The organism is Vibrio sp. Vb1574, assembly GCF_033338675.1.
Window position 1 is genome coordinate 37,155 of sequence record NZ_JAWOTC010000034.1, and the last position, 13,564, is coordinate 50,718.

Genomic DNA, 13,564 nt, shown 5'->3' on the forward strand with positions numbered 1-13,564 from the left:
GTGAATGGGGCCCTAAACTCGTGTCAGAGAGGATGAATGGAAGGACAACGTACTGTCAATAGTATTGAGCCTCATGCAATAGAAAATCCGCTGCTTTGGCCAATGTTAGAAATTCTGAGAAAACAGCCCTCTAATTGGAAAGTGCACACCTTGGCAAGCTCGTTGGGTGAACAAGGTTATATTTCAAAGCTGGACGACTCTCCCGATAAGGATTTATTCAAAAGAAATTTCCTGATCATGAATGCATTATATCAACTGCAAGACACTCTGTATCCGGATAGCTGGCTTCAAGTCGAAGCCATGGATATTCAGCTCATGTCTTCGATGGAAGCTTTGAGGCATAAGATCGATATTCATGATCCTTTGCGTGAGTATTACTTAGATTGGCGCAATTACGAAGCGGACGAAGATGAAGTGCGTCGACTGTTGAATGAATTTTGGACAACTTATCAAAAGTTCATCGGTGGTTCGTCAGTAGCCAGCGTAGATAAGACAAAGGCACTGTCACTATTTGAACTTAACACTGACGCTACGCCTGCGGAAATTAGAAAACAATGGCGAAAACTCGCGCTTCGTTGGCATCCTGATCGAGAAAATGGCGATGCAGAAAGATTTAGAGTTCTTTGTGAAGCGTGGAATGTACTGAGAAACGAATGATTCGCTAAGAATAAAGATAAAGGAAGGCAGCTAACTATAGCTGCCTTTTGATTGAACTGTCTCTGTCAGCGTATCAAAACTAGCATGATGACTTAAACTGAGATTTTCGCATGCGGTTGAGGGCAGCCATAACGTCTAGTGTGCGTGGTTTGGCTAAGTCGCCTTGCTTAGGAAGAGCGGCATGCCACTCACCAGACAGCATTTCTTCAATCTCCTTCGCCGGATGATTACACCAACCTGGAAGTTGAGCAATTTGGAACCATAACCAGCCAATTGTGTTGACTTCATCGGCTGACTCTATCTGTTCCAAAGCGCTAAGATCAGTAAACTCTTTACCAAATCGAAGTGACTCTTTGCCTTTCGCATTCACACGGAACTTGCCGTCAGTAAGAATATTCATCAACGCAACGCGGTTCAGTGCTCGAGGTGGGAAGGTCTGTAAACGTTCTTCTGACTCGTTATGGCGTTGAGTAGGGTGCTGAGCGATAACTTCTTTCGCTTTTTCAGTCACATCAACGGCTTGGTAGTCGTGCATTTGAATGACGGTATCGGCAACGTCTAAGTAGTCGCCCGACCCACCCATAACGATAATGGTAGAGGTATCAAGATCATCTCGTAATTGACCAATGCGGTCGACGAGAGGAGTAATTGGCTCATCACCTTTTGCCACCAATGCCTGCATACGCTCATCTCTAATCATGAAGTTGGTAGCAGAAGTATCTTCATCAATCAATAATGTGCTTGCACCCGCTTCAATAGACTCTTGAAGCCAAGCGGCTTGCGACGTTGAGCCTGATGCGTCTTGAGTAGAAAAGTCCGCCGTATCTTTACCCATCGGTAAATGGTTGATGTAGTTTGACAGGTTCAAGTGGTGTACGCATCGGCCATCTTCGGCACGAATCTTCATAGCCTTGTTATCGGCAACAATGTATTCGCGACCATCTCCTGGAATATGATCGTAAATTGAACGCTCTATTGCATTTAATAAGGTAGATTTACCGTGGAAGCCACCACCTACAATCAGTGTGATACCTTTTGGAATTCCTAATCCTGTGACATGGCCCTTGTTTGGCGCATGTAAAGTGACTTGTAGAGATTCAGGGGCTTTAAACTCAACGGCTTCTTTCATTGGAAGGTCGCAATTACCTGCAATTCGAGGAAGAATACTGCCGTTTGCGACAAACGCGACTAAGTTATTGGCCTCTAACTGTTCTCGTAGGGCATCTTGGTCTTCAACAACTTGGCAGTGCTTAATTAAAGCGGCTTTGTCGAGTTCACGCTCTAAAGTTGCTCGACGGATAAACTTAGGCAGGTGGAAAGTCAGTATGTTGTTGGCTTTTTTCCCCAATACTGAACGACCTTCGGCTGGTAAGTTAACTCGAAAACGCAGTTCAATACCTTCTTCAGTAAACAACACCGCGGTGCTATCCAGTACAGTTTGGCCTGTCAGTGAAATTGATACTGAGTTTTCTTGTTTAGCAAACTGTTCAAAACTACGCGCAATAAAATCACGTGCAGCTCTTTGAAATGCAGGAGACTCGTCTCTTAGCCACTCAAGACCAGTCAAAGACCATGCGCGAGTCGCACGAAAACGTGACGCCGATGCATAAGGGTCACCCTGTACATGATCGATAAACAAAGTGAAATCAGTGAAGTCGTATTGACCTTTGATTTGCTGATAAGCTCGGTAGTTCTGCTTTTCAATTTTCTTAAGCGTGGCAGTCAACTGATCCATGAAGATATTGGCCTTTTAATAGAAGCGGGCGGCGATTATAGAAACCACCGCCCTCATAGTAAAGAGAATGCTTAGGAAGAGTAGGCGTATTGCCCGCCAGAAAGGCGCTGATTAAACAAACTTTGCTCAAATTCATTACAAGGCATAGGTTTACCATAAAGAAAACCTTGTCCGATATCACAACCCTCACCAATAAGAAACTGCTCTTGTTGGTGGGATTCAATGCCCTCGATCACTACTTGGAGTTCCAGTTTTTTTGCAATGTGTATGATTGAACAAATGATCTCGCGATCATCATCTGACTTTTCCATTTGCTGGACGAAGCTTTTATCAATTTTGATGGCATCAAACGGATATTTCTTTAAATAGCTGAACGAAGCATATCCTGTACCAAAATCATCAAGTGACAATGTCACACCTAGTTTGTGCAACTTATTTAACGTTGTGCGTGCTACTATTTCATCAGCAATTAGAGCGCTCTCGGTTACTTCGAGTTCGAGAAAGTGTGCTGGCAAATGGAAAGTGTCGAGTAGGTGTTGCACTTGTTCTGCAAAATTTACGTTTTGTAATTGAATGGGAGAAACGTTGACGGCAATTTTGAAGTTATCGATTAACTCAGACCATTGTTTCGCTTTGTCTATCGCGGTACGCAGAACAAAAGAGCCAACTTCAAAGATAAGCCCGTTTTGTTCGGCCATATGTATCAATGCTTCGTTGGAAACGTCGCCAAGTATTGGATGTCTCCAACGAAGCAAGGCTTCTGCGCCAATCCATTTACGTGTTTTGGAGTCTACTTGAGGTTGAAAGTACAACACTAAATCGTCGTTACGCACTGCTTGTAAAAGGTAACTTTCCAGTTCATTGTGACTATTGAGATCCGCCGAATGATTTTCTCTAAAATAACTAAAAGGTTCGCCGGATTCTTTACATAGAAGCATCGCGTAACATGCATGTTGAAGGATACGCTTAGCATTGCTGCAATCTTTGTAAGCTTGAACTATACCGATATACGTGTGCAAATGTATTTCTGTTTTGTTGAAGACAAATCCATCTACGCTAATTTTAGTGATATCATCTAATAGTTGATTTAACCGAGCTTCAATATCCTCTCCCCAAATCAATAAAACCATGTCATTCGAACTTGGTCTACCAGTGATAAATCCGCTAGCACCGTGTCTGGTTAATCTGGAGTGAAATTCTTTTAAAATGTTGTCAAAGACCTCGAACCCGTGCCTGGTCTGAATACTGCGAGCGTTACTAAAACCAATGTTGATGACCACAAGCGATTGCTGATCACTATCAAGCGACTGTAAGGTGTATTGGACAATGTTCTCAAGTGCAGAACGATTTAGAAATCCAGTCCCCTGATCATGTGTTTTTTGGTAGCTCACTTGTTTTTCCGCGGCTTTACGGCGATCAATTTCTTGTGTTAAGGAGTAACTTAACTGGGCTAAATCCGTGGTACGATTTTCAATTCGACTCTTTAGCTCGGTGTTAAGTCGCTGAAGCTTATGTTGTTGGTACACAACTGAAAGCTGTGCTTCGATTGAATCTTTGAAAGTTTCAAGCAACTGACGGTAACTATCGCTGTACTCGTTTCTCTCAGAGTCAAGCATACAGATTGTTCCAAATGTCTCCCCATTTGGCCAGAATAGCGGTAAACCGCAATAAGAAATCATGCCTAGTTTGATGTCTGGGTTATTTTGCCATTCTTCATCTTCAAGCGCATTGGGGATTACAAGCTCGCCTCTCTGTTCTATAACTTGCTCGCAATACAAACCGTTACCAAGCTGCTCTGCATCGCCAGTACGATAAGGATTACCTAGAGTTTCGCTAGATGTATTTACTTCTATGCGATCCGGATGGATACGCATAATTAATGTGGTGGGTACGTGTGTTATTTGAGCCAGTAAGTTGACGATTTCCTGCCAACTTCTTCGCATAGACTCAGGGATTTCGTAGTCTAATGTTTGCAATCTCCCCATATAGGTCATCCTTTACGTGGTTTCACTTCCTGTGAATTAAAAATGCAGACTGCTCTATTTTGTTCTCGCTTTTTAATTAAGTATAGGGTGGCTAGGGCTCGAAACAAAAAAAAGTCCTGAAAAGTGTTCAGGACTAGGAATAGTTGCCACATATCTCATCCTTGAAACAGATAACAAGCATCAAGGCTTAAGCGACATTAACGATTCAATAGAAATATCTTGCGAATAGTCGACATCTTTAAAGTTAAAGCCATTGAGCTTCATAAATTCATCTTTGAAACCTTGGTAATCACCAATCTCTTTAAAGTTATCAGCATTCATTTGTTCTAAAAGAGCGTGGACTTCTTGTTGAACTTGCGGTTCAAGTTCCAAGTCATCTATTCGAATCAAGCGTTCACCGTCAACTGGCACTTTCTCTTGATCGTATAACTTCGTAGTAAACAGCCGCTGCATTTGTTCAATACAGCGTTCGTGAGTACCTTTTTCCTTCGTCACTCGATAAAGCGCTAACAGGTAAGGGCTTAGAGCAGGGATGAATACACTGGCTTTCGTCACCAACGCCTTACACACGGTTGCGTAAGCACCGCCGTCAAAGTTGGCGAGTTTGAGGTTTAATGAATGACTGGTTTGGTGTAAATCGATTTTCGCTCGACCTAACGTACCATCGAGATAAATTGGGTGCGTAATGTCAGGGCCCATGTAAGAAAAGGCGATGGTTTTGCAGCCGTTTGCAATAGAGTCGTTATTGATGAGTGTGTCAATCCAGCTTTCCCAGTCTTCGCCGCCCATTACTTTAATGGTGGCGTTGGCTTCTTCTTCTGTTGCTGGCGTTAAGGTGGTTTCTATCCACTTATCGTTCTCCAGCATGATAGAAGCGCCAGTGACAGACTCACCAATAGGTTTAATGACACTGCGCCAAAACTCATCAGATTCAGGTTTAGGTCGAACACCGGTTGCCAAGCTATAGATGACTAAGTCAACTTCACCCTCAAAGTACGTTTCAATGGCTTCAATCACTTGATTGCGCACCGAACCAGAGAATGCATCACCAACAATATTTATTGCGGTATGCCCGGTTTGATTTGCTTCTTGCTTAAAAAAGACGTTGTTATACCAACCCGCACTCCCAACCCCTTTCTCTGAAGGGCCACGCTCAAATGAGACGCCAATGGTATCGGCGTTAGCGCCACCGAACGTTAGGGCTATTCGGGCCGCTAGGCCGAAACCAGAGGAGGCACCAATAATTAAAACCCGTTTTGGGCCTTTTTTGATCTGTGGGGCGCGTTTTACGTATTCAATTTGCTCTTTAATAGATGCATGACACCCTTTGGGGTGCGCAGAGCGAGCAACAACACCTTGAATTAACGGTTCTATTCGCATGTTGTTATCTATCCTCGATGAGTGGAATTGAAAATAGATTAACGTAAAGTTACGTAAAACTTATTGAGCTAGACCATTAAAATTAGAGATGTTTAATTAATTCTTGAGCAACGAAATCAGCGATCCAAGGTTGTGCATCTGGTTTTGGGTGAAGGCCATCATCCATCATCCATTCTGGTTTGGTGACAACATGCTCTAAGAAGAATGGCATCAAGGCAACTTGTTGATGCTGTGCAAGCTTAGGGTAGATATCGTAAAACATATCGCTATAGCGCTTACCATAATTAGGTGGAACCCGAATTTGCATCATGACAACGTCCGCACCAGAATCTTTTATCATGGTAATCATTTTTGAAAGATTTGACGTAATAAGTTTAGGAGGGAAACCTCTCAGTCCATCGTTGGCACCTAACTCAATAAGTACCATGTCCGGGCTATGCTGAGTTAGCAACTGAGGTAACCGTGCTAAGCCATTGCCAGTGGTATCGCCAGAAATGCTGGCATTAATAACTGTTACATCTTGACCATGTTCTGACAACGCATCAGGGAGTAAGCTAGGCCAACTCTCTTCGATCGGCATCTGATAGCCTGCACTCAAGCTATCACCCAAGACAAGTAGCTTTTCGCTCGCATGTGCAGTAGCGGAAAAACAAAAAAATAGAACTAAGGAAAGTATACGAATCATGCAAACACCTGTACTTAATGCACCTATTGTTCAAGCCAATTTGGTTTCTAAACAAGTCTCTACTAATCAAGAACAATTAACAATCCTCAAAGACGTAAATGTTGACATCCGAAAAGGAGAAAAAATCGCCATCGTCGGAACTTCCGGTGCAGGTAAGTCAACATTGATGACGTTGCTAGCTGGTCTTGATACGCCGACATCAGGCGAAATTACTTTATTAGGTCATGAATTATCAAAACTGGACGATGAAGCACGTGCGAAAATTCGGGCTGACTCTTTAGGTTTCGTTTTCCAAAGTTTCTTGTTAATCCCGAGTTTGAGTGCATTACGTAATGTCACGCTTCCTTGTCTTTTACGTGGTGAAGCCGAAGATGAAGCAAGAGCAGCGGAATTATTAGCTGCTGTTGGATTGGAAAAACGTGTCGATCATCTACCAAGCCAGTTATCTGGTGGTGAACAACAGCGAGTTGCGCTAGCGCGTGCATTTATGACACAGCCTGAGCTGTTGTTCGCAGACGAGCCTACCGGCAATCTTGACCATCAAACCGCAGACAAAGTGATTGAGCTGCTATTCGATCTTAATGAACAGCACGGGACAACTCTGATTTTAGTAACACACGATGGTCATCTAGCAAGCCGATGTGACCGTATTTATCGTATGGAGGCGGGTGAGCTTAAGGAGGAGATGTAATGTCTGCAGTATCATCAAGTGAAGCAACATCCACAGAGCAAAACAGTACAACACAGCACTCGCCGAATAAAAGTTTGATACGTTGGAGTTTCGGCGAAATAAGGCAGGGGAACCTTTGGCCTATTAGCGTTGCTCTTATTCTCGTGATTGCGAGTATCTTTGCGCTTTCTGCATTAGCAGAACGAATGGAGCAGGTGATCGTCAAGCAAGGGAAGGACGCATTAACGGCAGATGCGGTGTTTGTGTCAGCTAATCCCATTCCGGACACGTTGTTAACCTCGACTGAAAACCTTGAACGTTCGATGATGACGCGATTTGCCACTATGGCATTTAGCGATAATGGTATGCAGCTTATTTCTGTAAGGGCGGTGGATGATAATTACCCTTTAATGGGAGAGCTCGTTCTTGAAAATAATCCGGCCGGTCGCGTTAAAGAGAACCAACTCTGGCTTGATGAGCGGATTATGACTCAACTAAACGTAAATTCAGGTGACAGCGTCACGATAGGCGATGCCGAGTTTACTGTATCAGGCGCAGTATTGATGGAACCAGGCTTGAGCTTTAATCCATTTCAGCAAATGCCTTCTGCATACATTCATCAAAGTGACGTAGATAAAACAGGAGCAATTCAAGTTGGGAGTCGAGTTCAATACCGTCTATTTTTACAAGCCGATGATAAAACACTAAAGAGCTTACAAGATGATACGCAGCTTTCTCCGAGCGATCGCTGGCGCACGCAAGATACTGCCAGTCGTAGTAATGAGGTTTTTGAACGCACGACGCAGTATCTGTCTTTGACCGTAGCGATTGTCATCATTATGGCAGCGACAACATTGGTTCTTACTTGTCAAAATTACGTGAACAGCCGGACACAAACTATCGCGATGTTGAAAAGTCTTGGTGCGAGCCGCCGATGGATTGAAAAGTGGTTATTTATTCAAGTCACAATCCTTCTCATTAGTGCCAGTGTCGTCGGTCTATTGTTAGGGAGCGGGCTGGAATATTTATTACGTATTCCACTCAAAGACTTATTACCCGACCCACTCCCTAGTTACGGCGTCACACCATTTTTGGTGGCATTTATCTCAGCAGTCTTGATTACGGTGCCTGCTCTCGGTATACCACTTTTAGGCTTGATTAAAACTCCCGCGTTAGAAGTGCTACAGCAGGGTAAAGCGCAACGTTCTTGGAAGCGAATGTTACTTGTTCTAGTGCCCGTTATTCCATTACTTTTACTGTATGCTGATAACACCTTAGTTTGGATCGTGCTCACTGGTATAGCGGTACTGTTTGTGGTACTCGCAGCAGTTAGCGTCACACTCACAAAGCTGTTTGCACGTATGTCAACCCATTCTGCAATGAAGCTTGCGTTGAGTCGTATCAACCGGACGCCAGTAACCAGCGGTCTACAGTTTGGTGCTTTGGCATTATCTTTGATGTTGCTGTCTATCATTTGGCTTGTGCGCAGCGATATTCTCGCTGATTGGGAGAGAACCTTACCTGCAGACGCGCCAAATGTGTTCGCTTTAAACATTGGTGATTATGAGCTCGATAACTACCTAGAAACCCTAGATAAAAATGGAGTTACGCGGTCCCAAGCTTATCCAATAATTCGTGGACGACTAACAGAGATCAACGGTCAAAACGTCAAAGAGGTTGAGTACGAAGGAGAAGGTTCTGACGCGATACGTCGAGAGCTAAACCTGACATGGGGAGACAGCCTACCAGAATATAATGATGTGCTTTCGGGTGAATGGACAAACAAAGGGAGTGTATCTGTAGAAGCGGATGTAGCAAATGATTTAGGCATCAAACTCGGTGATACGCTGCGCTTTGTAATAAACAGTCAGAATTACGATGCAGTAGTAGATACCATCCGTTATGTCGAATGGCGTGACATGAAGCCTAACTTTTATTTTATTTTCTCATCTGACGTGATGGCTAATTTACCTGGTTCTTACCTCATCAGTTATAGGATTGAAGAAGGAAATGAAGCGTTGTTGACGTCAATGTCACGTGCTCACCCAACGGTCTCTGTTTTAGATATCCGAACTATGGGCGAGAAAATTCAGGCTTTGATTCAGCAAATCGTATCAGCAATCACCATCCTTGCTCTTTTAGGCGTTGTTGCTGGTCTGCTGCTCATCTTTACTCTACTGAGGTTAAGCTTGTCCCAACGTCAACAAGAGATTCGTTTGTATCGCACATTAGGTTCAAGTAAGAAACGGATCAACACAACCCTGTGGGCCGAGTACGGAATTATGGCGTTGATTGCTAGTGGTGTTGCGGTATTCGCTGCGGAAGTTTGTGTGGCCGCAGTCATGACATATGGATTCGATCTCAATGTACAAATTCACCCCGAATTGTGGATAGCTTTACCGCTTGCAACATTTGTTACGTTGGCACTTGTAGTGATGAGTTTGTTGAAAAGATTGTTAACGCCAGTAAACACTTAATCGCAGCGAGTGTTATCAAGTTTGGAACACTCCATGACACTTTTATTTTAGTTATCCACAAAAACAGTGGGACTCTCAGCCCATTAAATCAGTGGCTTACATGATAATGCTTGAATTTGTATACCACTGATATCATCAGCGTATGACAATTTTAATGAGTCTGTCAAATCTTCAAAGTTGGTTTACGTGTAGTTCTAGACATAAAAACCCCACCGATAAGGTGGGGTTTTTTCATAATGTTTTAGGTCTTTTATAGAAGTCTATCAATTGCTAGGGCTTAGATTCTGATAGAACGCAACCATACGATCTTCTTCAGCGTTGTCTATCTCTGTTCTGATGATTGGTAAAATGTTTCCACTACCGTCAACATCGGTACGTACATGAACGTTAACGTCTACTTTCTGTTGGTTAGAACTAATCTCTTTTCCTGCTCTGCGTAGATGATCAAGTACAGGAGTGTCCCACCATTTAGCAGTCTTAGAATCGCCGAACAATGATGTAAAGCTCATACTGCCGCCCGGTCTTGCTTCCCAAACTGCAAGCAATCCGGTTAGGTACACATTCAAACGTGAGAAGAGTGATAATGTTCCACGAAGACCAGTGTTAATACCACCAACACCTTTAGCCATTGATGAAGCAGCTTGGCTACCACCAGTGAAGAATCCAACCGCCTTACTACCAATATTCCAAAGCATCTTGAATCCTTTAATGAGCTTAGCTAATCCAAATGATAAACCTAATACTTTTGCGCCAAAGGTTGCAAACTTGGTAATTCCTTCGTCAGTAGCTCCTGTTAGGTCTTTGAATGCATTATATAAATCAATACATAGGGCACCTAACATAGCAAATGGAAAGGATGCGGCTTTGATAGCTGAGCCAAGTCCTGTACCAATCACTTTAGCTAAACCTTTACCTTCACCTGCTAACAGGTTGAAACTCTTGGTAATTGCCATTAGAGCGGGTTTTAGACCAGAAAAGAATGAGTTAGTAATCTCTTTGATATTCGTCTGAGCAATCGACAATTGGGGTTGTAATCCTGTGCGCAAGCTCCATGCTAATTGATCGTTAGCATTAGCAATTTTACTTAACTCTTTACCAAACTGAGGCATGATTTCGTGGGCGAGGATTTCTCCACGTTCCATTAACTTCCTAAGTTGTTGTTCTTGCTCTGCTGGGGTTAAGTTTCTGCTTATCTTGCCAATTTCTACGGCTGCTGAAGTCATCGCCCTTGTACTGATACCAAGACTTTCACTTAATTGACCTACCAACTCCTCACTTTGGACGCGACCTTTTGAAATTATTTGCGTGGCGGCGGTGAAAACACGTTGTTGCTTTTCTTGTGATAAACCGAGGGCAGTGCTTGCCTCAGATATACCTACGAAAACTTGACGTAAATCAGCTTGTGAGAGCTTATTACCTGCTGCTGCCTGAAATTGGACGTATGCACTAGTTAAGTTTTGAATATCTAAACCGAGCCGTAAAGCTTCCTCTCTGACAAACTTGAAGTTCTCTTTCGCCTTCACAGCACTACCCGAAGTCACCAACATAGATCGTTCTAAGCTCTCAAATGTGAGTCCTGTTTGAACCACTGCATGACTACTAGCTGCTACAGCATAAACACCAGCAAGGTTAGCGGCTAAATTCTTAGAAATGCCTTGTTGCTTTTGAAGTTCACGAGTTCGAGTGCGTTCACGTCGATTCCGGTCTGTTATTTCATGCTTAAGTCGTTTTTCCAAAGCAAGTAAAGATTCAACGGTTTTAGCATCACGCAATTTATCGATGAGTATCTTCTTTTGAACCCCAGACATTTCACGTAATTCTCTATTTGAACTGACGAAACGACGGATCACCTCTCGTTGCTTCTTCTCAAAGCTTTCCTGATTTCTAAGCTTCTTCTTAGCTAAGGCATCCTCCTGTCTCATCTTTTCTGCGAAAACTGTCTGTGAAGCTTTCAAGCCTGATGTTTCTGTCAAACCTGCAATACTTGATTGAAAACCAGTTTTACTATCTTTTGCAGCTTGACGTTTGTTCTGTTCACGTATCTTTGCATCTTCTCTGCGTAGTTTGTCTGCCAGTTTAGTTCTTGATGCAATCAGTTCTTTCTCTTGTCGTCTACTGGCTTTTACCATTGAAGCTGTTGGAGCATCACCTAACTCTTTACCAAGTTTTTGTGCATCCTTTTTTAGTTTTCTCCATGAAGGTAAGTGATTACGCCAACTCACTTCATTTACAAATTTGTGGAGTTTTCTAGCCATTTGCACCTCTATTATTGAATTCTTTAATCACTTGTTCGTTTGATTTCTGCTTTTGGAGGTCAGTTATTCCGTTGTCGTTGTAGAACTCCCACACTTGTTCGCTCATCGATTTCTTTGTTTCGCTCTGTGATTTTGCACTAGAGTCGCTTTGAGAAGTTTTAGACTGTGCATCAATAGATTTAGAGGTGTCTGCAAACTGCAAAAGTGTTGAACGGGTATAACTGACGTTTCTTATGTGTTCGAGAGTTAACTTATATTCATACGAATCTGTGGTGCCAACCGAACGAGATGAGTAGCTTGTAATCACGTAATTTGAGAAATTGTACAGTTCATTCACTATTGTGAGCTTTGAACTGTTGTTAAACCAAGAAAGCAGAACGTCGTGAGTGATAGAGGGGCGCTGATTTACATTTTCATACCCGACTAAGCCATCGTATTGTTTAAGTGGGTTACGGCCCACATAGAAGGTCAAATTTAAGATAGGGTTTTGTTTAATAACATGATTTGAGATTACGCTCTTATCTGAAATTGGATATTTACTCACGTTAGCATTCCAAGTTGGGGTGAGTTCTGAGAATGCATCGGCGTATAGTCTGCCGTTGGTGGAGTCCATTAGATACGTTGGGACAATCATTTTTATTTATCCTTATTATTATTTTCTCAGTTCCTTATCGATTAAGTCTCTGATTTTCTGCAATAACTTGCGATACTCATCTTCTTTCATTTCTGGTTGTTTAGATCCGAACCAAGTGTGAATTACAGCGATAATCAAGAGGGGGATAAGGAACATGAGGACAGGGGGGAAGTCTTGTAATAGTTGTTCCATATGATGCTTTTTAACCACCCCTTAGTTAAAAGGGGATGTTATATTTTTATTTGTTATATTGGATACTCTTATAGTCTAGATTTTCAGCTTCATTTTCTTTCACCCAAAGTTTATGCTGTTTATCATCAGCGAGATATTTACGAAGAGGGGTGAAATTTAAATGGGTAAGAACTTCTTCGATATCTTTGTTTGAGGCGTTTCCACACATATCTTTTAACTCATCAAAGAACCAATAATCTCTAGACTCAATGCTATCAAAGTATTGTGAGAAATTAACATACATATCATTTAGGCTATTAGCTTCACTAGCGGCTAATTCAGCAATAGCTTTATCATAAGCTGCTTTCTGTTCAGAATGCTTGTTTTGAGCCCAATTCGTTGCTTTTACAACATCCATTTTTTCTTTACGTTCAATCTCATAAAGTTCATTAATAAGAGATACAACTTGTTCTTTGATAGTTTTAATATCTTCCTCAATCAAGCAATCAGGCTTCTTCATGATAAGCTTATTAACACTCAATTGATGGAATAAATTGTGTTCTTGACTAGAGACTGTTTTATATCCTTCTTTCAACAATTCATCATGAGTCACTAGAAGCTGTTGTAATCCTTCTCGGATAAATTCGTGGTGATATGCACACAGTTTATTGTCTTTTACAAGGTTGCTACCGCTTAAAAGGTATGTAATTTCATCTTTACGTGAACTAAATGCTTTAGGTGCGGACGTGTTGATAAAAGGTAATCTATAAGAAGCTAAATTGAAATTGATCACCTTATCAACACGTTCCTGATCAAGTTCTGGTTTAGTCACTTGAGTGGGCTTTGTTGCGTAATTCGGACAGAAAACCAAGTCGTCCGAAATTGAATAATTATCAAACAATATACTGAGTTTCA

General features: G+C 42.2%; 10 protein-coding genes. 3 read left to right on the forward strand and 7 right to left on the reverse strand.

Annotated features, from left to right (window positions below; genetic code table 11):
• Window positions 1-36: 36 nt before the first annotated feature.
• Window positions 37-657 carry a DNA-J related domain-containing protein gene (locus R7O12_RS17880; protein ID WP_005376328.1) on the forward strand — a complete coding sequence of 207 codons (621 nt, stop codon included), beginning with the start codon at window positions 37-39 and terminating at the stop codon, window positions 655-657.
• 79 nt (window positions 658-736) lie between these two features.
• Here the strand turns inward: R7O12_RS17880 and R7O12_RS17885 are convergent, their stop codons facing one another.
• The 4 genes from R7O12_RS17885 to tesA form a co-directional block, all read right to left on the reverse strand.
• Window positions 737-2,392 (reverse strand): ABC-ATPase domain-containing protein, encoded by a 1,656-nt coding sequence (locus R7O12_RS17885; protein WP_318126186.1) that lies wholly within the window; start codon window positions 2,390-2,392, stop codon window positions 737-739.
• Between the two features lie 71 nt (window positions 2,393-2,463).
• Window positions 2,464-4,377 (reverse strand): sensor domain-containing phosphodiesterase, encoded by a 1,914-nt coding sequence (locus tag R7O12_RS17890; protein ID WP_318126187.1) that lies wholly within the window; start codon window positions 4,375-4,377, stop codon window positions 2,464-2,466.
• Window positions 4,378-4,557: 180 nt separating this feature from the next.
• On the reverse strand, window positions 4,558-5,757 hold the full coding sequence (gene fabV, locus R7O12_RS17895; protein WP_318126189.1) for an enoyl-ACP reductase FabV: 1,200 nt from the start codon (window positions 5,755-5,757) through the stop codon (window positions 4,558-4,560).
• A gap of 82 nt (window positions 5,758-5,839) precedes the next feature.
• The gene (tesA, locus tag R7O12_RS17900; RefSeq protein ID WP_005376324.1) at window positions 5,840-6,442 is read right to left on the reverse strand and encodes a multifunctional acyl-CoA thioesterase I/protease I/lysophospholipase L1; all 603 of its coding nucleotides are present in this window, start codon (window positions 6,440-6,442) and stop codon (window positions 5,840-5,842) included.
• Between tesA and R7O12_RS17905 the strand changes: the two genes are divergently transcribed.
• Together R7O12_RS17905 and R7O12_RS17910 are read left to right on the forward strand one after the other, a co-directional pair.
• The gene (locus R7O12_RS17905) at window positions 6,441-7,133 is read left to right on the forward strand and encodes an ABC transporter ATP-binding protein (RefSeq protein ID WP_047101137.1); all 693 of its coding nucleotides are present in this window, start codon (window positions 6,441-6,443) and stop codon (window positions 7,131-7,133) included. The genes tesA and R7O12_RS17905 overlap by 2 nt on opposite strands.
• Window positions 7,133-9,589, forward strand: coding sequence for an ABC transporter permease (locus tag R7O12_RS17910; RefSeq protein WP_165935323.1), 2,457 nt, complete (start codon window positions 7,133-7,135; stop codon window positions 9,587-9,589). The genes R7O12_RS17905 and R7O12_RS17910 overlap by 1 nt, the downstream gene beginning before the upstream one ends.
• Before the next feature lie 263 nt (window positions 9,590-9,852).
• On the opposite strand, the gene R7O12_RS17915 is transcribed toward R7O12_RS17910, so the two are convergent.
• From R7O12_RS17915 to R7O12_RS17925, 3 genes are all read right to left on the reverse strand, one after another.
• Entirely contained in the window at window positions 9,853-11,844 is a 1,992-nt protein-coding gene (locus tag R7O12_RS17915) for a tape measure protein (protein ID WP_318126190.1), read from the reverse strand.
• A complete protein-coding gene (locus tag R7O12_RS17920; protein ID WP_213965940.1) occupies window positions 11,837-12,478 on the reverse strand; it encodes a phage baseplate protein in 642 nt (213 codons plus the stop codon). The genes R7O12_RS17915 and R7O12_RS17920 overlap by 8 nt, the downstream gene beginning before the upstream one ends.
• Window positions 12,479-12,716: 238 nt before the next feature.
• A partial coding sequence (locus R7O12_RS17925; RefSeq protein WP_318126192.1) for a hypothetical protein occupies window positions 12,717-13,564 on the reverse strand: 848 nt, incomplete at its 5' end.

What these genes read in the sequence shown, in the direction of transcription:
- R7O12_RS17880 (WP_005376328.1), top strand. Translation starts at nt 37, where the DNA reads ATGGAAGGACAACGTACTGTCAATAGTATTGAGCCTCATGCAATAGAA.
- R7O12_RS17885 (WP_318126186.1), bottom strand. Translation starts at nt 2,392, where the DNA reads ATGGATCAGTTGACTGCCACGCTTAAGAAAATTGAAAAGCAGAACTAC.
- R7O12_RS17890 (WP_318126187.1), bottom strand. Translation starts at nt 4,377, where the DNA reads ATGGGGAGATTGCAAACATTAGACTACGAAATCCCTGAGTCTATGCGA.
- fabV (WP_318126189.1), bottom strand. Translation starts at nt 5,757, where the DNA reads ATGCGAATAGAACCGTTAATTCAAGGTGTTGTTGCTCGCTCTGCGCAC.
- R7O12_RS17905 (WP_047101137.1), top strand. Translation starts at nt 6,441, where the DNA reads ATGCAAACACCTGTACTTAATGCACCTATTGTTCAAGCCAATTTGGTT.
- tesA (WP_005376324.1), bottom strand. Translation starts at nt 6,442, where the DNA reads ATGATTCGTATACTTTCCTTAGTTCTATTTTTTTGTTTTTCCGCTACT.
- R7O12_RS17910 (WP_165935323.1), top strand. Translation starts at nt 7,133, where the DNA reads ATGTCTGCAGTATCATCAAGTGAAGCAACATCCACAGAGCAAAACAGT.
- R7O12_RS17915 (WP_318126190.1), bottom strand. Translation starts at nt 11,844, where the DNA reads ATGGCTAGAAAACTCCACAAATTTGTAAATGAAGTGAGTTGGCGTAAT.
- R7O12_RS17920 (WP_213965940.1), bottom strand. Translation starts at nt 12,478, where the DNA reads ATGATTGTCCCAACGTATCTAATGGACTCCACCAACGGCAGACTATAC.